A 19358-nucleotide genomic window follows, 5' to 3' on the forward strand; every position below is an offset into this window, starting at 1 on the left:
GAACCAAGTAATTTGGTTTCTTAATATCAGATTCTTACCGAAATAATTTAATCTTAATAATAAATCGAACTAATATATTTTTTATTGCCAGCTTGTTTTTACAGCTATTAATTATTTGTTTTGTGATGAGGATAGATAATGTCAATTATCTGTATTATTTGGAATGTATCGCCAAGGAGTTAGAATGTAAAGTGAAGTTTAGGTTATTTTATGAAATGGTGATGGCGATCTTGGTTATTTAAATTTCAATGAAATGCATTAATAATAAAAATAATATTAACCGAGGTAACGCTTCAATTAAAGGGAATGAGTTATTCAAAGGAATGCCGACTCATTGACTTCGTTCATTACGGTGTTGTGCTTAATACGTGAATCCAAGAAGTATATTAGATAATATTTTAATGTATTGTTTTATGGAAAAATAATTAACCATTCCTTTAATGTAAAAATATTATTGCTTCTATCATTGCTAAGTTATTTGACTATTTTTTGTTGTAGAAATAAAAAATATAATATACATAACTATGTTCAATATTTGAGTCTAGGGAAGTTATTTACCAATTGAAGTGTTAGTTTTGGACTGAAATTATTCAATCAAGGTATCAGGCAATTGGCGCATCACATTTAAATTCACAGATGGTGATGCTGAAATTCTTAATTTGGAGGATTATCACTAATGAGAATGGCTAACCCTGCACATCCTGGGGAAATTATTGCTGAAACACTAGAAGAAATGAATGTAAGTTTACGGCAGTTTGCTAAAGCAATGGAAATCGCACCTTCTACCGCTAGCAGGCTTCTTTCTGGACAGACTTCCGTCACTCCGGAAATGGCATTGAAGTTATCTGTGGTGATCGGTAGTACACCGGAAACATGGTTAAAAATACAAGCAAATTACAGTTTGCAAGAGGCCAAGAAGCATGTTGATTTAAGTCACCTACATCATCTGGCGTTAGTCAGAGCTTAATACATTGATTTAACATATATCCAAAAAAGGTAATGCCTTGAGGTAGCTAAATTATTCGTAATTCTTTTCATTACAGGGATTAGAACCAGATTTAGGCTGTTGCTTTTCATGCCCCAGATAAGCAGCCAGAATTCAGCCTTAAAAGTGGTTTCAAAACGGTCAGTTTTTTAAAGAAGCGGAAAAGCTGGCCCAGATCTTCCGAGGTCTTGAGATTTTCAGCCAGCTCAGCGTCAAAAACTCACTTCCCAATCCCAACCGGATAAGACTCAAACAAATACCCGTCAAAATTAGGGTCATCCACATCGGATAATTCCAGTAAACTCTGTTTCACGTTTTCTAAATGTTGCCACATTGTTTGCTTCGCTGCTGCGGGATCTTTTTTGATCATCGCCGCCAAAATTGCCTGATGATCATCCAACCACGCTTTGCGATAGTCGGTATTGGTAATTCGGCTATGCAGTTTCATCCACATGGGATTATTTTCACGCCACGCCCAGGACTGTTTAAGCAATTCAACTAACATACTGTTATGCGTTGCCTGCGCGATGGCTAAATGAAACTCCCTGTCACCGGATTCACTTTCTCCCGAAATCAGATCATTTTTCTCTTTTTCTAACGCGTTGCGCATATTGGCAATATCGACCGGAGTAACCTGGAGCGCCGCAAACTCGGCGATATTACTTTCCAATAACTGGCGCGCCTGTAATAACTCAAAAGGCCCTGCGGCATTGATAGTCGTATCGCTTGAAGAAGAGCATGGCAGGTGGGTGAGATAAATACCTGAGCTTTTGCGCACTTCAATGAGGTTGTCCAATTCCAGTACAATTAACGCTTCACGAATAAGAGTGCGCGAAACGCCGAACTTTTCTGCAATTTCACGTTCTGTCGGTAGACGATCACCGGGAGAATAATCCATATCTACAATCATCTGACGTAATGATTGGGCTACTTCATGATAGGGGCGCTTGGAGTCTGCAAAGTTCATCATTTAATGCCGCCGTAAGGTAATATACTTAAATGGAACGACTAAAAATGATGGTATTCTAAGGCATCAATGCCAGAAATATAACCACCTATTCTTGTTACAATAGGTGGTTTTGAGAGAAAATTATTCTACTTTACGCACTCGATTTACCATTTCGAATAATTCCGGTTGAGTTTTAGCAATATCGTCATACATGGGTTTAACTGCGTCTTGAAAGAGGGTTTTATCCACGATAATAAACTCAACCCCTTGTTTTTCTGCTTTAGCCTGCTCTTCCTTTTCTGATTTTTCCCAAAGTTGAATCATGTATTTTGAGGAGTTCAGAGCCGCTTTTTTCACAATCTCTTGTTGTTCAGTGGTTAATTTATTCAATGAATTGTTCGATATTAACAGGACATCAGGGATCATCGTATGCTCATCCAGCGAAAAGAATTTTGTCACTTCACTATGGCGGCTTAGCGTAAAAGAAGTAATGTTGTTTTCAGCCGCGTCCACAACTCCCTGTTGCAATGCGGTATAGAGTTCACCATAAGCTAATGGCGTCGGGTGTCCTTCCAGCTCTTTCACCATCGCAATTGCCGTTGGACTGGGTTGTACGCGAATTTTCAAACCTTTTAGATCTTCAGGCGTTCTAATCGGTTTTTTCGCATAAAAACCACGTGCGCCCGCATCATAGTAAGTGAGACCAATAAATCCCATGTTTTGGCCTGAATTGAGGATTTCTTTACCGATATCGCTATTGATGACTTGTTGATAGTGTCCTTTATCGCGGAATAAATAGGGCAGGTTAAAAATGGAATAAGCCGGGGAGAAGGCTTCTAATTCTGCCGCATTGGATTTAGCAATATCCAGGGCGCCGTTCTGCATTAATTCAATGGATTCACGTTGGTTGCCCAATTGAGAATCAGAATAGATGCGAATACGCACTTCCCCGTTGGTTTTTTCTTTCACTTCGTTAGCGAACTGGGTCATGGCTTTATGAACAGCATGGTCTCGGTTCTGGTTATGGCTGAGTTTCAGCGTTGTTACAGCAAGAGCCTGAGATGTCCCTAGCATAAGCATTACGCCAGTCACTATGTTTAAAATTCGTTTGTTGTTCTGCATGTTTGGTTCTCCAGAGGTGAGCGTAGGTTTTTGTTATTTTCTGTGGGCAAACAATAATCAGATCTCACTTATTGAGCAAAGGGCAAAATCCAATTGGTCGATCTAAATCGCAAAAAATGGCCTTATTGGTTGACCTTTTGAGTTTGTGATCTATCTCACCCTCTTTCAGGGACTTATTTCAATGTTTTTAGTGCAATCAGTATAGATTCTGATGCCTGTGTGGACTTTAATTGGTAAACCAAAATGACAGGAATCGGATAAATGAAAAACCTTGTAGCGATGACCAATAAAAGTTTGGCATTTTTTACCATCTGCCTGCTGGCCTTTCTGGTTTTATGTGTGTCGTGGCAGGTAATTTCACGCTATGTCTTAGGTGCACCGAGCACCGAGACTGATGAATTAGCTCGTTATCTGTTTATGTGGGTCGCAATGATTGGCGCTGCATATACAACCGGGCAGCATCGTCATCTTGCTATCGATCTGTTGATGTTGAAATTAACCGGAGCAAAGAAAAGTATTGTCGGTCTGATTATTCAGGCAGTAATTATTTCATTTTCTTCCATTGTGCTGCTTTATGGTGGCAGCCTTCTTGTTTCATCGACACTGGAAAATGGTCAAATCACACCTGTATTAGGTTGGAAGATGGGGTACATCTATTTATGTTTGCCTATCAGCGGAATATTGATGATTTTCTACGCGTTCGTTGATGTGATCTCGATTCTCCAGCATTTTTCTGGTCAACCGCCAGTTGTGTCTGAGAGTCATTAATTTGTGGAGTTAGCGTATGGACTGGTATGTCATTGCCGCACTCTTTGGCACATTTGCAATATTATTGGTATTGAGTGTCCCTGTTTCTTTTGCCATCGGCTTATCTTCGTTAGTCGCCATTACGATGACATTGCCGCTGGGATCTGCGATCACGGTTGTTGCGCAACGTATGGCTGCGGGAGTCGATAACTTCTCTTTATTGGCGATCCCGTTCTTTATCCTGGCCGGAAACATTATGAATCAAGGTGGGATTGCTGCGCGTTTGATCAATCTGGCTAAAGTGATTGGCGGCCGTTTGCCGGGATCATTATTGCACGTCAATATCATGGCAAACATGCTTTTCGGGGCAATTTCAGGCTCGGCAGTGGCATCCGCTGCTGCGGTAGGGGGGACAATGGCACCGATGCAGAGAAAAGAAGGATACGATCCTAATCTGTCTGCTGCTGTGAATATCGCTTCTTGTCCTTCTGGTTTATTGATCCCACCCAGTAATACCTTGATTGTGTACTCGTTGGTTTCGGGGGGGACATCTATTGCTGCCTTGTTCTTAGCGGGTTATATCCCCGGCATTATTATGGGGATTTCACTTATGATTGTGTCTGCCATTATTGCCAAGAGGAAGCGCTACCCTGTTGCACCTCGGCCAACATGGAACGAATTTTTTGATACAGCGTGGAAAGCAATACCATCATTAATGCTCATTGTAGTGATTATGGGCGGGATTATTGCGGGGGTCTTCACGGCGACGGAAGCATCAGCCATTGCAGTTCTTTACAGTTTTATTCTCGCAGTAGTTATTTATCGTGAAGTGAGTTTCAAGCAACTGCCCAAAATTATTCTTGATTCAGCGGTTACCACATCTATTGTTTTACTGTTGATTGGCGTATCGATGGGCATGTCCTGGGCGATGGCCAATGCTGATCTGCCCTATCTGATTGCGGATGCGTTGATGGCGGTTTCTGATAATCCACTGACCATCCTGCTTGTCATTAATATCATCCTGCTCATCGTGGGGATCTTTATGGATATGACCCCTGCCATTTTGATCTTCACGCCGATTTTCTTACCCGTTGCGATGAGCATGGGTATCGACCCTGTTCATTTTGGCATCATCATGACGTTTAATCTGGCCATTGGAATTTGTACGCCTCCCGTAGGCAGCGCTTTATTTGTGGGTTGCTCTGTGGGGGATGTGAGTATTGATAAAGTATTGAAGCCACTGTTCCCAATGTATATAGCGCTGATCTCGGCGCTGGCACTGGTGACATATCTGCCGCAATTAAGTTTATGGTTACCTGAATTAGTCTTGAATTAGTTATAGGGGGAATTATGAAACAAACTTGGCGTTGGTATGGGCCTGAAGATCCCGTTTCATTAGCGGATATCCGTCAGGCAGGAGCAACAGGGATTGTGACGGCGTTGCACCATATTCCCAATGGCGGAGTCTGGCCTATCGAAGAGATAAAACAACGTAAGGCATTGATTGAAGATAATCAACTTGAGTGGACAGTTGTAGAAAGTGTTCCCATTCATGAAGATATCAAAACGCATACCGGGGAGTACGATCGATGGATCGAAAACTATCAACAAACCTTACGTAACCTCGCTGCCTGCGGGATCAAAACAATATGCTACAACTTTATGCCTGTTCTGGATTGGACACGTACTGATCTCGAATATGAATTACCTGATGGCTCAAAAGCGCTGCGTTTTGATCAAATCGAATTTGCTGTTTTTGATATCCACATTTTGCAACGCCGTGGTGCAGAAAAAGCGTATTCCGATGATGAAATTGAGCAAGCGCAATCACGCTTCGCTGCAATGACAGAAGAAGAAAAACAAAAACTGACAAACACAATCATCGCTGGTCTTCCCGGTGCAGAGGAAGGCTATACCTTAGAACAATTTCGCCAACACCTAACACGTTATACAGGAATTGATAGGGCCAAATTGCGTGAGCACTTTGCATATTTTCTAAAAAAGATCATTCCGGTTGCGGAAGAAATCGGTATCAAAATGGCCGTTCATCCTGATGATCCGCCTCGTGAGATCTTAGGTCTGCCACGCATTGTTTCCACGATAGAGGATATGCATTGGATAGCCGAAACGGTAGACAGCAATGCCAATGGTTATACGATGTGCACCGGATCTTATGGCGTGCGCGCGGATAATGATTTGGTGAAGATGATCAAATCATTGGGTTCCCGTATCTATTTCCTCCATTTGCGTTCAACTGTACGTGAAGAAAACCCCTCCACGTTCCACGAAGCGGCGCATCTTGCTGGTGATGTGGATATGTATGAAGTGATCAAAGCGGTTGCGGAAGAAGAACATCGTCGGTTGGCAGCGGGTGAAAATCACCTTATTCCAATGCGACCTGATCATGGTCATCAAATACTTGATGATTTGAAAAAGAAAACCAACCCCGGTTATTCGGCAATCGGCCGCCTGAAAGGGCTGGCTGAAATTCGTGGCCTTGAGTTGGGTATCCATCGTGCCATCATGGAAAAAAATCTTGTCAATGCGATAACTTCTGTCCCACGCCCTCGCTGGACAACCGAACGCCTGACTTCCCGTATTGTGCATTTAGGGTGCGGCGCATTTCATCGCGCGCATCAGGCGCTTTATACACATCATGTGTTAGAACAAACAGACAGTGATTGGGGATTCTGTGAAGTTAATCTGATGCTAAACGATGCCTCACTGATTGAAAATCTTAAAAAACAATCCATGCGCTATACCGTCGCAGAGAAAGGGCAGGAGGGGATCACATTAAAAATCATTGGCTCAATGAAAGAGGGGATGCATCCATTAATTGATGGCGTTCAGGCGATTATCGAAAAAATGGCGAACCCTGATGTTGCCATCATCTCTTTGACAATCACCGAAAAAGGATATTGTACTGATGCCGCGACAGGGCGTTTAGATCCCAATAATGAGTTGATTATTAAAGATATTGCCAATCCCGCTGTGCCAAGATCAGCCATCGGGTATATCACTGCGGCATTAAGATTGCGTTTTGAACGCCGGCTACCCGCTGTGACGATTTTGTCGTGCGATAACGTTCGGGAAAATGGGCATGTTGCCCGTGAAGCCGTATTGGGTCTGGCGCGTTTGCAGGACGAAAAATTGGCACAATGGATAGAAAACCAAGTGACATTTCCCTGCACGATGGTGGATCGTATTGTGCCGGCAGCCACACCAGAAACGTTAACTGAAATTGCCCAACGGCTGGGCGTTGAAGATCCTTGTGCCATTGCCTGCGAACCTTTCCGTCAATGGGTGATTGAAGATAACTTTGTGAATGGGCGTCCGGATTGGGATCTTGCCGGTGCGCAATTTGTGGACGATGTGGCGCCCTTTGAAATGATGAAATTGCGCATGTTAAATGGTGCTCATTCATTTCTGGCTTATCTGGGCTATTTGGGCGGCTATGCGCATATCTCCGATACGATGACAAATGCCGATTATCGTCGGGCAGTGTATGCACTGATGCTGAATGAACAAGCTCCAACGCTGTCGATGCCAGCAGATATCGACTTAATGGCCTATGCCGATAAATTGATCGAACGGTTCACTAACCCGGCGTTAAAACATCAGACATGGCAAATTGCGATGGATGGCAGCCAGAAATTGCCACAGCGCATGATTGATTCCATTGAATGGCACCTTTTGAGGGGAAGTGATTATCGCCATTTAGCGCTCGGTGTGGCGGGGTGGATGCGTTATATCAGCGGCGTGGATGAACAAGGCCAACCCATTGATGTGCGTGATCCATTAAAAGAAACCTTTGCTGCGATTTTTGCCGCGATTCCTACCCAATATGGTAGTGGTCATTCTGTTTCTGTGGCGGAAGATGTGGTGAAAGAGCTATTGGCGATTGAGTCGATTTTCGGCAAAAAACTGGTAAAAAATCACGAATTTGTCGATAACGTCACCCAAGCCTACCAGAACTTACTGAATTTCGGCGCACGCCAAGCGGTTGCGGCTCTTTAGGCCATAGAGGAAAACATGATGAAAACCTTTATGTGTGAAGATTTCCTGTTAAATAATGACGTTTCCCGCAGCCTTTATCATGATTACGCTGCGTTGATGCCTATCTATGATTATCACTGTCATCTCAACCCAAAAGAGATTGCGCAAAACCGCAGTTTCCACAACCTTGGTCAAATCTGGTTGGAGGGCGATCATTATAAATGGCGGGCAATGCGTGCGGCAGGGATTGAAGAGGCGCTGATTACCGGTGCTGAAAGCCGTGATTACGAAAAATACCTTGCATGGGCGAAAACAGTTCCTCTGACGATCGGCAATCCACTTTATCACTGGACACATCTGGAACTGCGACGCCCATTTGGCATTAGCGAAAAATTATTTGGGCCAGACACCGCAGAGGCTATCTGGCATGAGGCAAACGAGAAACTATCTCAACCTGAATTTTCTGCCCGTGGCATTATGCAGCAAATGCAGGTACGGATGGCAGGAACAACGGATGACCCCATTGATTCTCTCGAATATCATCAACAGATCGCAAAAGATAAAGACTTTACCATCAAAGTATTACCAAGCTGGCGTCCAGACAAAATCTTCAAAATTGAGTTACCGGGTTTTTGTGACTATCTCGAACGATTAGGAGAAGTTGCAGATATCGTTATCGGGCGTTTTGCTGATTTATTGCAGGCAGTAGAGTGCCGTCTCGAACACTTTCAGGATCACGGTTGTGTGGCATCGGATCATGGTATTGAACAGTTGCGTTATGCGCCGATACCTGACGAAAAAGTGTTAGATATTATTTTGCAAAAGCGCAGACAAGGGCAATTACTCAGTGAATTAGAAATAGCACAATTTACGACAGCGGTGCTGGTTTGGTTAGGTAAGCAGTACGCAAAACGCGGCTGGGTAATGCAACTGCATATTGGCGCTTTGCGCAATAACAACACGCGTATGTTTAATCTGTTAGGGCCAGACAGCGGCTTTGATTCCATTGGGGATAATCATATCGCTTACCCATTATCACGTTTGCTGGATGAGATGGATAAAACAGACGAATTACCGAAGACCATTCTCTATTGCTTAAACCCCCGCGATAATGAAGTGATCGCTACCATGATTGGCAATTTTCAGGGCGGAAGCCTTGCGCAAGGCAGGAAAAGTCTGGGGGGCAAAATCCAATTTGGATCGGGCTGGTGGTTTAACGATCAAAAAGATGGCATGCAGCGCCAATTAGAGCAACTCTCCCAGTTAGGCTTATTAAGCCAGTTTGTCGGTATGCTGACAGATTCACGCAGTTTCTTATCCTATACCCGTCATGAATACTTTCGTCGCATTCTCTGCAATATGCTGGGGAACTGGGCCGAAAATGGCGAAATCCCACATGATGAAAAAATGCTGGGACAGATAGTTCAGGATATCTGTTTCAATAATGCTGAACGTTATTTTCAGGCAGTGAAGGATTAAAGAATGCAGATGCGGAAAATTGCCCTGATTGGCGAATGTATGATTGAGCTAAATGGCATCCCATTTGGTGCCATGACACAAAGCTATGGCGGTGATGTACTGAATAGTGCGGTTTACTTGGCTCGCACTGGCGGCGATACGATTGATGTCCATTTCGTCACGGTGATGGGAACTGATCTCTTGAGCGAAGGCATGATCTCACGCTGGCAGCAAGAGGGCATTAATACTTCGTTAGTGTTGCGTGATAACGCGCATCAGCCCGGTTTATACCTGATCCAACTTGATGAAAAAGGTGAGCGCACGTTTCTTTACTGGCGCAATAACTCGGCGGCGCGTTATCTCTTGCAGCATTCTGATTACCCTATATTGCGCCAGAAATTGCAGAACATGGATGTGCTCTATCTCAGTGGGATCAGTTTAGCGATTTTGCCAGAACATGATCGCCAATTGCTGCTAATTGATTTGAAACAGTTATCTTCTGAAGGGAAAGTGATTTTCTTTGACAGTAATTATCGTCCGGCCTTATGGGAAAATGAAACGCAAGCCCGTGAGTGTTATCAACAGATGTATGCCATCACTGATATTGCATTAGTCACTGACGATGATGAAGCGAGCCTATGGGGAGATACGTCAATTGAGGAAAGTTTTAATCGCCTGAAAAGAATGGGAGTTAAACAAGCTATTATCAAGGCGGGTAAAAGGGGTTGTTTTTATCGTGACTTAAGTGGCTGCAATGCCACACAACATATTAAGACTCAACCTGTTACACCGGTCGTTGATACCACTTCGGCAGGCGATGCTTTTAATGCGGGTTTTATCGCGGGGTTGTTAAACGGGAAATCCGTTCATGATTCAGCATTAATGGGGCATCAGCTCGCAGGAGTTGTGATCCAGCATAAAGGTGCGATTGTGCCGCAGACAGTGACACAAGGGATTACGGCACGTTTTTTTAATTCGAAAGAAATCGGAGAGAATGAAAATGCAAAAGATAATGATACGTCTGCGTCAGATTAAAATTGTGCCTGTGATAGCCATTGAAGAGGCCAGGGATATCATTCCGCTTGGTCACGCATTAGCAGACAACGGCCTGCCTGTCGCTGAAATCACGTTTCGTACCGAGAGTGCCGCCGAAGCGATTAGCCTGCTGAAGGCTGAACGACCAGATATGCTGATCGGTGCCGGAACGGTGCTCCATCGTGAGCATGTGCGTCAGGCAAAAATAGCGGGGGCAGAGTTTATCGTCTCACCGGGATTTAACCCAAACACCGTACAGGCGTGCCAACAAATTGGTATCCCTATCATTCCCGGCGTGAATAACGCCAGCACGATCGAACAAGCGCTGGAATTAGGCATCGATTTTGTCAAATTCTTCCCGGCTGAACCATCAGGTGGAATTGCGATGATTAAAGCGCTACTTGCACCGTACCCACAGTTACAAGTCATGCCGACAGGTGGGATCAGTGTTAAGAATATTCGCGATTATCTTGCTATCCCACAAATTGTGGCATGTGGAGGATCCTGGATGGTCAGCCCACAGTTGATCCGGGATAAGGAGTGGAAGAAGATAGGTGAATTGGTAAGGGAGGCGGTGGAGTTAGTGGGCTTGTTATGACGGGATAATGAGGTCTTGTGTGCCATAATGACATCATCTGTAATTTATCTATATCTTAGCCACGGTGAAATAATCGTAACGATATTTCTTGCTTGTTCAAATGCTTCTTCCAGAAAATCATCGAGTTGTTTAACACCGTGGAGTGCATAGATAATTGTATCTTTGGTTAAATCATCACGTTGTTGATGTTCAAACAAATCCATATCACCAAAAACTAAATGAATTAGCTCGAAGAAATTTAAAGATAGGTTCGGTTAATTCTTCTGTTTATATCAGAATAAATTTAATTATACATTCCATAAAAAACGATAACGCCCATTTATTAAACGCCATTTAGGGCTTTCTGCTGGTTTTAAGACCATAAAAACAAGTCTATTAGACTTTATTTTAGTAAATCCCATATGACTATAAGAACCTTCACTTTCATCAATTGGAGTAAGTTGAACGACACCATTTTTACCTAATTGGTAAGATAAATTGACTGCACACTCGATTAGCGGGATTCCACAACCCCTGATACCTGGATGTGTGGAAATATCCGTAATGAGAGGAACATCAGGCAGAAGTTTAGGTGCATTAAGTACTTTCTTTTCTGTAGTGGTAATTATCAGAATTCCTACAGGGAACCCTCTAAAACTTGTTACAAAACAATGATATTTTTCTTGTTGACTGACCTCTTCTTTTAATAATTCACATGTTCTTTCCTTTATAGATTGAAAGATACCACAAGAATATACGCATCTATCACTCCAATTTCTCAACTCTAAATCTCTTTTCTCTTCTTTATTCAGTTTAACTTTCCATTTCTCGCTCTCTATCTGAAATTTTAGGCGTTCTGCGATCTCATATGATTTTGATAAAGAAACTTTTTCTGTGGATAAGGATGCTCTGGCATCAAAAGATTTTGAAATTAGGCTTGGGCTGGATTGAGAGCGACTCAACGGACTGAAATAATTTGGTCTGTCAATGTCGAAAGATTTTGATCTGAATCTCATAAATAATCTTCCTTATTGCAAGGATGGTGGGTTTATGAATTATTTACTGGTGTAGAATCGTGTAACTTACATGACGATAGGGTATAGAAGAATCTGCTGCATTTTTGTGGCTCAAATCGCATTAGCAGTTATTTATGGCAGAAAATCCCTGATAATAGAGTTCATTACTGCCATCAATGTCGTGAAGAGCTATACCGGACTGACGATTAGGTAAGTTTTAGGAGTTGCATCTACCCACAACTTCTCCCACAAAAAAATCTCAACCAACTACCCCTGCAATCATCTGTATTTTTGGGGAAATATAGCCAAAGAATTAGAGTGTAAAGTCAGGCTTTAGATTATTTTCTTAAATGGTTATGGAGTTCTTAATTATTTTAATTTCAGTAAAAATAATTAATTATAAGGTTAGTTATTAAAACAATAAAAAATAATGCTAATAAATTAATGAATTCCAATATCAAAAAAAGAGTTCTGTTTTTGAATGATGATTATTGGTGTGAAAGGGAGTCAGAATGTTGCAACAGGAAGAAAAATGTTGGTGTTTTTGTAAGCCTCAGTAAATAGGGGAATGATTGAGGTGAAACAGGGTGTTTGTGTGGTTGCAAAACAATCAACAAGAAACTATTTCAATCTAAAAAAAATAGGTTCAGAATAGTACACAATGTTATCATCCGTAAAATGATAATAAAAAATGACATATTGTCATTGTTTCGGCTTTCAATTTGGGCTTACTGCGTTTATTATGCGCGCTTCGTAATTTCAACCGGCGCCACTGGCTTTGAGCTTTAGCGGAGAAATGATGCTTCCTGCTAGCTGACACAGTCTTTTCCCGTGGCGGTTCTATCTGCATTATTCCAAGGGATAGATGATAGCATAAATGACTGAGAATACCTCTCTGACACCACTTGTTGAATTGAAAGCCTTAAGTAAGGGCTTCGACGGTAAACAAGTTATTTCACAGCTCGATCTGACAATCAATGATGGCGAGTTCCTGACCATTCTTGGACCATCCGGTTGTGGCAAAACCACAGTACTCCGTCTGATTGCCGGGCTGGAAGATGCGAACTGCGGCAAGATTTTACTGGAAGGGCTGGATATTACCGATATCCCGGCCGAGCACCGTCATGTTAATACGGTCTTCCAAAGTTATGCCCTGTTCCCCCATATGACCGTATTTGAAAACGTCGCTTTTGGCCTTCGAATGCAGAAAACATCGGAAAAAGAGATTGCTCCGCGTGTTGAAGAAGCATTGCGCATGGTTCAGCTTGAAGAGTTTGCCCAGCGTAAACCCGCCCAGCTTTCCGGTGGCCAGCAGCAGCGTGTGGCAATTGCCCGTGCGGTTGTGAATAAACCCAAAGTCCTGCTGTTGGATGAGTCACTGTCCGCGCTCGATTACAAATTGCGCAAGCAGATGCAAAATGAGCTGAAAGCGCTTCAGCGCAAGCTCGGCATTACCTTTATCTTCGTGACCCATGATCAGGAAGAAGCGCTGGTCATGTCAGACCGTATCGTGGTGATGCGTGACGGGCGTATCGAACAGGATGGTTCTCCGCGTGAGATTTATGAAGAGCCGAAAAACCTGTTTGTTGCCCGCTTTATCGGCGAAATCAATATTTTTGATGCCGAAGTGTTGCATCGCATTGATGAGCAACGGATACGCGCCAATGTCGAAGGCCACGAATGTGATATTTTCACCGCACTGCCAGTGACGGTTGGGCAAACGCTGAAAGTGTTGCTGCGCCCGGAAGATCTGCGCGTGGAAGAGATCAATAACGGTGAGCAAGTATCTGGTTTGATTGGTTATGTCCGTGAACGTAACTACAAGGGAATGACGCTGGATTCTGTGGTCGAAATGGAAAATGGCAAAATGGTCATGGTGAGCGAATTCTTTAATGAAGACGATCCTGATGTTGACCATTCCCTGAACCAGAAGATTGCCGTCACTTGGGTAGAAAGCTGGGAGGTTGTACTGGTCGATGAAGAAGACGCGTAAGCTATTCCAGAATATCGTCATTACGGGCGTGGTATCGTGGTTGATGCTGTTCGTCTTCCTGCCGAATCTGATGATCATCGGAACCAGCTTCCTGACCCGTGATGATGCCAATCTGGTACAGATGGTATTTTCACTGGATAACTATGCCCGGTTGTTCGATCCTCTGTATGCCGAAGTATTGCTACATTCGCTGAATATGGCGATTGTGGCGACGTTGTGCTGCCTGGTGATTGGTTATCCGTTCGCTTTTTTCCTGGCGCGAATGCCGAGAAAACTGCGTCCGCTCATGCTGTTTCTGCTGATTGTACCGTTCTGGACGAACTCGTTAATCCGTATTTATGGTTTGAAGATGTTCCTCAGTACCCGTGGCTATTTGAATGATTTTCTGCTGTGGGTGGGGATTATCGATAAACCGTTTCGCATTATGTATACCCCCGAAGCTGTTGTGCTGGGGCTGGTTTATATCTTGCTGCCGTTTATGGTGATGCCACTCTATTCCAGTATTGAGAAGCTGGATAACTCCTGTCTGGAAGCGGCGCGCGATTTAGGGGCGGGTAAATTACAGACCTTTATCCGCATTATCGTACCACTGACGATGCCGGGCATTATTGCAGGCTGTCTGCTGGTATTGCTACCTGCGATGGGGCTGTTCTACGTGGCTGACTTGATGGGCGGGGCGAAAAACCTGCTTATCGGTAACGTGATTAAGAGCCAATTCCTCAATATCCGCGATTGGCCGTTTGGGGCGGCGACCAGCATCTGTCTGACGCTGGTGATGGGGCTGATGTTATTGGTTTACTATCGTGCGGCTAAGCTACTGAACAAGAAGGTAGAACTGGAATGATCGGACGCCTGTTGCGCGGTGGCTTCATGACCATCGTTTATGCTTACCTGTATATCCCGATTATTATTCTGCTGGTAAGTTCGTTTAACCAGTCACGCTTTGGCGTTAGCTGGCAGGGTTTTACCACCGAGTGGTATAGCCTGCTGTTCTCCAATGACAGCCTGCTACAAGCGGCAGGCCACTCCCTGACGATGGCGGTAGCATCCGCCACGTTCGCCACGCTGATTGGTTCCCTGACTGCGGTTGCCCTGTACCGTTACTCGTTCCGTGGCAAAAAGTTTGTGGGCGGCATGTTGTTTGTGGTGATGATGTCGCCGGATATCGTGATGGCGATTTCATTGCTGGTGCTGTTCATGCTGCTCGGCATCTCACTTGGGTTCTGGTCATTGCTGTTTTCCCACATTACTTTCTGCCTGCCGTTTGTGGTTGTGACGGTTTATTCCCGCCTGAAAGATTTCGATGTCAAAATGCTGGAAGCGGCGCGCGATTTGGGGGCGAGTGAACTGACTATCCTGCGTAAAATCATCCTGCCATTGGCGATGCCGGCAGTGATGGCTAGTTGGTTACTGAGCTTTACCTTGTCGATGGATGATGTGGTCGTTTCCTCATTTGTAACAGGGCCAAGTTATGAAATCCTGCCACTGAAAATCTATTCCATGGTAAAAGTCGGGGTTTCGCCGGAAGTTAACGCATTGGCAACGATTTTGTTAATAATGTCGTTGGTTTTGGTATTGATTAGCCAATTTGTGATGCGTGATCGCACCAGTAAATCCTGAACTTCTCTATTCAGCGTGGTTGCAGCTTGGCCACGCTTTTCTTATTTGTTACTGCTTTTTTATTGTCAATTTCACGCGTTATTGCCGTATTGTTCACTGAATATGAGTGAATTGTACAATGCGTAATCCTATAAGCTAACAAGCGGCTTTACCCTATAAAATGCGGCTTTTATAATAGCTTTTTTTGGGGGGTAGGTTCATGTTGAACCTATATACGATACTAACGCACTGACTGCGTGGAAAGCATGACATGAAAAAGTGGTTTTATCTGTTAGCCGCTGGGATGATGGCATTAAGCATGGGTTTGGTGAATGCCGCTTCTGCTAATGATGGCAAGACGCTGTATTTCTACAACTGGACTGAATATGTTCCGCCTGGTTTGCTCAACCAGTTCACTAAAGAAACTGGGATTAAGGTGATTTATTCCACCTATGAATCCAATGAGAGCATGTACACCAAGCTGAAAACCTATAAAGATGGCGCTTACGATTTAGTGGTTCCATCCACTTACTTTGTCTCAAAGATGAGTAAAGAAGGGATGTTGCAAAAAATCGATACAAGTAAATTGAGCAACTTCCATAATCTTGATCCTAACTTGCTGCATAAGTCTTTTGACCCGAATAACGACTATTCGATTCCTTATATTTGGGGCGCAACGACGATTGGCGTCAACAGCGATAATATTGATCCTAAGACTATTTCTTCCTGGGCTGATTTTTGGAAGCCAGAGTACAAAAGCAGCTTAGTACTGACTGACGATGCGCGTGAAGTCTTCCAAATGGCGCTGTTGAAATTGGGATATTCCGGCAATACTACCGATCCGAAAGAGATTGAAGCTGCTTATCAGGAACTGAGAAAACTGATGCCAAACGTACTGGCATTTAACTCTGATAACCCAGCCAATCCATTTATGGAAGGTGAGGTTGATATCGGCATGATGTGGACTGGCTCTGCTTATGTCGCGCGTCAGGCTGGCACACCTGTTGATATTATCTGGCCGAAAGAAGGCGGGATTTTCTGGATGGATAGTCTGGCTATTCCGGCGAATGCCAAGAATGTCGATGGTGCAATGAAGTTGATTGATTTCTTGTTACGTCCAGAAATTGCGGCACAGGTTGCCAAGAAAATTGGTTATCCAACCCCGAACTTGGGTGCGAAAAAATTACTGTCGAAAGAAATGACAGAAGATAAATCTTTGTATCCCGATGAAGCTGTGATCCAGAAAGGGGAATGGCAGAATGATGTTGGCAATGCCAATATTCTGTACGAAGAATATTTCCAGAAATTGAAAGCAGGTCAGTGATCTGACATTCAGTTGAATTATTAGGGGAGCTTTGTCTCCCCTTTTTAATATATTTTCAGGTTATTCTTTAAAAACCTGATTACGATGCCAAGTGATAAAACTTTCCAACGGATAATAGTCTTTGTTTTGGGGAAGTAATATAGGTTGTTTTGCAAAACTCCAAAAAAGTTGCTTAACCATTCGGCCACCATTAATACTTTCTGAAACCAGTAAATTCATATTATTGTCAATACTGATTGAACCCATATCGAATGCGGAATGGTGCAGCGAACATAAGGCCAGCCCGTTATTTACGGTACAAGGGCCACCGTGTTGTTTCCATTTGATATGTGCCGCTTCCAGCCCAACGGGAGTACTGTCATGCCGCAGGTTGTAACCACATATAGCACACTCGTAGTTATAGGCACGTAATATTTGCCGGCGAAAATGTGGATCACGCTTTTTACGGATATCACTTAAAGAGAAATCCAATTGATTGGCGAGCAGTTCCTGTATGCTGTCAGGGAAATGTTCACTGAGGATTTGTTGTGCCAGTTTATTGATGGTAGAGGGTTTACTGCGCAATAGCTTATAGCTTGATTGGTCGAAACCGGCCTTAACGCCGAATTCAATCAGCTCGCGTCTTGGTGGTTGCCTGCTGCCTTTTTGTGGTGTGCAAAGCTCGGTATTCTGCAATTCCCAAAATCCATCGCCACGTAATCGCCAGAAGGGTAAGGAAGGGTCGTGGCTTTTACGTCTTGGGCCAAAGTTATTGAGTAGATCCAATAATGGCTGGTGGATTTCCTCTCCATAATCAAACAGTTGTTCATGACCTTTCTGATATTGAGAGAGTACGTACAACAACAATAACGGCTTATGTGGTGCACGTTGATCCCCCTTACGCCAAATAGAAAGGTTTGAGATTGCAACTTGTAGTTCTTTGATTGTAGGCATGTAAGCTGTTTGATTAATGAAGAAAGGTATTGCGATCATGCTCGCAAAAGTGAGGGAGGGCAAGGTGTTGGTTTGACTGTTTTTCGTCGTGAGTGATGTCATGGTATGTTGAAGAGGGTGTATAGGTAGTTAAATGTGTAACTTTATACACCTCTTATTTAAAAATGATGGTTATTAACAATGATGTTATAAAATAGATTTATCTGAAATTATTCAATCTGGTGAAATTATACTAGTAAACATTAAAAATCGTTTATTGGATTAAAGTGTTATCCTATCATGAAAAATATAGATATCTCTGAGTATTTCATATTTTTACTCATAACAATATGAATTCAATAAATATTTAATAAAATAATTTATCTTCCAATTGAGTGTGTTTTCCATTTGATTTTAAATTGCCTTAACTCAATAAATATTCTCTTTCTGTTCCATTAATTATCTGATAGATAATAGTTTACACTAACCCTATCTTCATAGCGTCTTTATTCTGAGATTTTTATTTTCAGTGATAGTGCTGCCTGTATCATTGTGGAAAAAATAATGGGTAGAGTAAGAAACTTTGACGCTATAAACAGGCTTGTAACTGATGTGATAATTGGATTGGATAATAATAATGAAAGTTGCCAAAAGATCAGGAGGCTAGAATGAATTGGCGCATTGAACGGTTAGGATACCGCTTATTGTGCTGTTTATTGGGATGGGGAATGGTTGGAATGATTTACCAATTGACAGCGAATTATCAGATGAATGGTTACGATCAGGCGATGGTATTACCGCTTTCTGTTATTGATCAGTGGATCGCGTTTTCTTCCAATGGCATTTGGCTCTATCTCTCTTTTTTCTTATTAATACCATTGGCGTATCTGTGTTGTCCGCTATCTCGTGTGCGCTGGTTGATGTTAGCCATGCAGGGTTGTGCATTGTTTTCTGGCCTGATTTATTTATTCTATCCCACTACTCTCGATTATCCACCTATTGTGGGTGACAAAATCACCGATCGTATGCTGATTCACTTGATCACGATAGATTCGGCCCAAAACTGTCTGCCTTCGTTACATGCTTCACTGACGGTATTATCTGTCTATGTTCTTTGGCAAAAACAGCAAAAGATCAGGCGACTGTTGTGGTTAATGTGGGGCGTGTTGATCGGTTTTTCTATCATTCAGTTACGGCGGCATTTATTTATCGATCTTATGGCGGGAATATTGATGGCAATTGTGATTGGTACATTGTGTCAGCTAATCTTACAGGCGGCTGTCGCGCGTTTTGATTTTAAGCGCAGCAAAAAATGGGATATGGAAAAATAGAAATAAGAAGTAAAATAGCATGTTATTTAACGACGTGATTCTTCTAAACAGGTTGCTTTTATTCAGAGGATTAAACTAAGTATTTTTACTTTTAAAAGATATATGTGTTGGTGAACCGATAATTTTCTTTTATTTAAGAACAAGCAAAACTATCGGATTAATATTTAAACGATATCTCTAGGATTTTTATATATGCATTAATTACTTATGAAATAAAAACAAAAATGACTATTTTTAATGATTAAATCAAGTAAGTTTACTTGTAAGGTAATGTTAATTTTTAATTTACATAAACACAACAAACACTATGATTA

Annotated in this window: 17 protein-coding genes and 2 pseudogenes; 14 read left to right on the top strand and 5 right to left on the bottom strand. The window is 42.7% G+C overall.

The window, feature by feature from the left end; translation table 11 throughout:
- Nucleotides 1-587: 587 nt before the first annotated feature.
- Nucleotides 588-677 (top strand): annotated as a pseudogene (locus AB204_RS22595) (type II toxin-antitoxin system RelE/ParE family toxin); the annotation flags it as partial.
- On the top strand, nt 677-967 hold the full coding sequence (locus AB204_RS19610; RefSeq protein WP_047965074.1) for a HigA family addiction module antitoxin: 291 nt from the start codon (nt 677-679) through the stop codon (nt 965-967). The pseudogene AB204_RS22595 and the gene AB204_RS19610, both read left to right, overlap by 1 nt.
- A gap of 238 nt (nt 968-1205) precedes the next feature.
- Here the strand turns inward: AB204_RS19610 and AB204_RS19615 are convergent, their stop codons facing one another.
- Both AB204_RS19615 and AB204_RS19620 read right to left on the bottom strand, forming a co-directional pair.
- On the bottom strand, nt 1206-1955 hold the full coding sequence (locus tag AB204_RS19615) for an FCD domain-containing protein (RefSeq protein ID WP_152671588.1): 750 nt from the start codon (nt 1953-1955) through the stop codon (nt 1206-1208).
- Between the two features lie 120 nt (nt 1956-2075).
- Nucleotides 2076-3056, bottom strand: a complete 981-nt coding sequence (locus AB204_RS19620; protein ID WP_047965075.1) for a TRAP transporter substrate-binding protein — start codon at nt 3054-3056, stop codon at nt 2076-2078.
- Nucleotides 3057-3317: 261 nt separating this feature from the next.
- Between AB204_RS19620 and AB204_RS19625 the strand changes: the two genes are divergently transcribed.
- The 7 genes and pseudogenes from AB204_RS19625 (at nt 3318) to AB204_RS19655 (ending at nt 10890) form a co-directional block, all read left to right on the top strand.
- On the top strand, nt 3318-3824 hold the full coding sequence (locus AB204_RS19625) for a TRAP transporter small permease (RefSeq protein ID WP_047965076.1): 507 nt from the start codon (nt 3318-3320) through the stop codon (nt 3822-3824).
- A 16-nt stretch (nt 3825-3840) separates the two neighbouring features.
- Nucleotides 3841-5139: a TRAP transporter large permease gene (locus AB204_RS19630; protein WP_047965077.1), complete on the top strand. Its 1299-nt coding sequence runs from the start codon at nt 3841-3843 to the stop codon at nt 5137-5139.
- Nucleotides 5140-5153: 14 nt separating this feature from the next.
- Nucleotides 5154-6335, top strand: a pseudogene (gene uxuA / locus AB204_RS23265) (mannonate dehydratase); the annotation flags it as partial.
- A complete protein-coding gene (locus AB204_RS23270) occupies nt 6327-7820 on the top strand; it encodes a fructuronate reductase (protein ID WP_047965089.1) in 1494 nt (497 codons plus the stop codon). The pseudogene uxuA and the gene AB204_RS23270, both read left to right, overlap by 9 nt.
- 18 nt (nt 7821-7838) lie before the next feature.
- A complete protein-coding gene (gene uxaC / locus AB204_RS19645) occupies nt 7839-9278 on the top strand; it encodes a glucuronate isomerase (protein WP_047965078.1) in 1440 nt (479 codons plus the stop codon).
- Nucleotides 9279-9281: 3 nt separating this feature from the next.
- Nucleotides 9282-10292, top strand: coding sequence for a sugar kinase (locus tag AB204_RS19650; RefSeq protein ID WP_084728638.1), 1011 nt, complete (start codon nt 9282-9284; stop codon nt 10290-10292).
- On the top strand, nt 10258-10890 hold the full coding sequence (locus AB204_RS19655; RefSeq protein ID WP_047965079.1) for a bifunctional 4-hydroxy-2-oxoglutarate aldolase/2-dehydro-3-deoxy-phosphogluconate aldolase: 633 nt from the start codon (nt 10258-10260) through the stop codon (nt 10888-10890). The genes AB204_RS19650 and AB204_RS19655 overlap by 35 nt, the downstream gene beginning before the upstream one ends.
- A gap of 44 nt (nt 10891-10934) precedes the next feature.
- Here the strand turns inward: AB204_RS19655 and AB204_RS22910 are convergent, their stop codons facing one another.
- Entirely contained in the window at nt 10935-11087 is a 153-nt protein-coding gene (locus AB204_RS22910; protein WP_235428152.1) for a hypothetical protein, read from the bottom strand.
- Between the two features lie 90 nt (nt 11088-11177).
- A complete protein-coding gene (locus tag AB204_RS19660; RefSeq protein ID WP_047965080.1) occupies nt 11178-11885 on the bottom strand; it encodes a hypothetical protein in 708 nt (235 codons plus the stop codon).
- 877 nt (nt 11886-12762) lie between these two features.
- Here AB204_RS19660 and potA point away from each other — a divergent pair.
- The 4 genes from potA (at nt 12763) to potD (ending at nt 16801) form a co-directional block, all read left to right on the top strand.
- Nucleotides 12763-13878 carry a spermidine/putrescine ABC transporter ATP-binding protein PotA gene (gene potA, locus AB204_RS19665; RefSeq protein ID WP_047965081.1) on the top strand — a complete coding sequence of 372 codons (1116 nt, stop codon included), beginning with the start codon at nt 12763-12765 and terminating at the stop codon, nt 13876-13878.
- A complete protein-coding gene (gene potB, locus AB204_RS19670; protein ID WP_047965082.1) occupies nt 13862-14722 on the top strand; it encodes a spermidine/putrescine ABC transporter permease PotB in 861 nt (286 codons plus the stop codon). The genes potA and potB overlap by 17 nt, the downstream gene beginning before the upstream one ends.
- Nucleotides 14719-15498 (top strand): spermidine/putrescine ABC transporter permease PotC, encoded by a 780-nt coding sequence (gene potC, locus AB204_RS19675; RefSeq protein ID WP_047965083.1) that lies wholly within the window; start codon nt 14719-14721, stop codon nt 15496-15498. The genes potB and potC overlap by 4 nt, the downstream gene beginning before the upstream one ends.
- A 250-nt stretch (nt 15499-15748) precedes the next feature.
- Nucleotides 15749-16801, top strand: coding sequence for a spermidine/putrescine ABC transporter substrate-binding protein PotD (gene potD, locus AB204_RS19680; protein WP_047965084.1), 1053 nt, complete (start codon nt 15749-15751; stop codon nt 16799-16801).
- 60 nt (nt 16802-16861) lie between these two features.
- Here potD and AB204_RS19685 read toward each other — a convergent pair whose 3' ends face one another.
- On the bottom strand, nt 16862-17734 hold the full coding sequence (locus AB204_RS19685) for a phosphorothioated DNA-binding restriction endonuclease (protein WP_047965085.1): 873 nt from the start codon (nt 17732-17734) through the stop codon (nt 16862-16864).
- A gap of 647 nt (nt 17735-18381) precedes the next feature.
- Between AB204_RS19685 and AB204_RS19690 the strand changes: the two genes are divergently transcribed.
- Nucleotides 18382-19044 carry a phosphatase PAP2 family protein gene (locus AB204_RS19690; protein WP_047965086.1) on the top strand — a complete coding sequence of 221 codons (663 nt, stop codon included), beginning with the start codon at nt 18382-18384 and terminating at the stop codon, nt 19042-19044.
- The last annotated feature ends 314 nt before the right edge of the window (nt 19045-19358 follow it).

Source organism: Xenorhabdus khoisanae (assembly GCF_001037465.1).
GTDB lineage: Bacteria > Pseudomonadota > Gammaproteobacteria > Enterobacterales > Enterobacteriaceae > Xenorhabdus > Xenorhabdus khoisanae.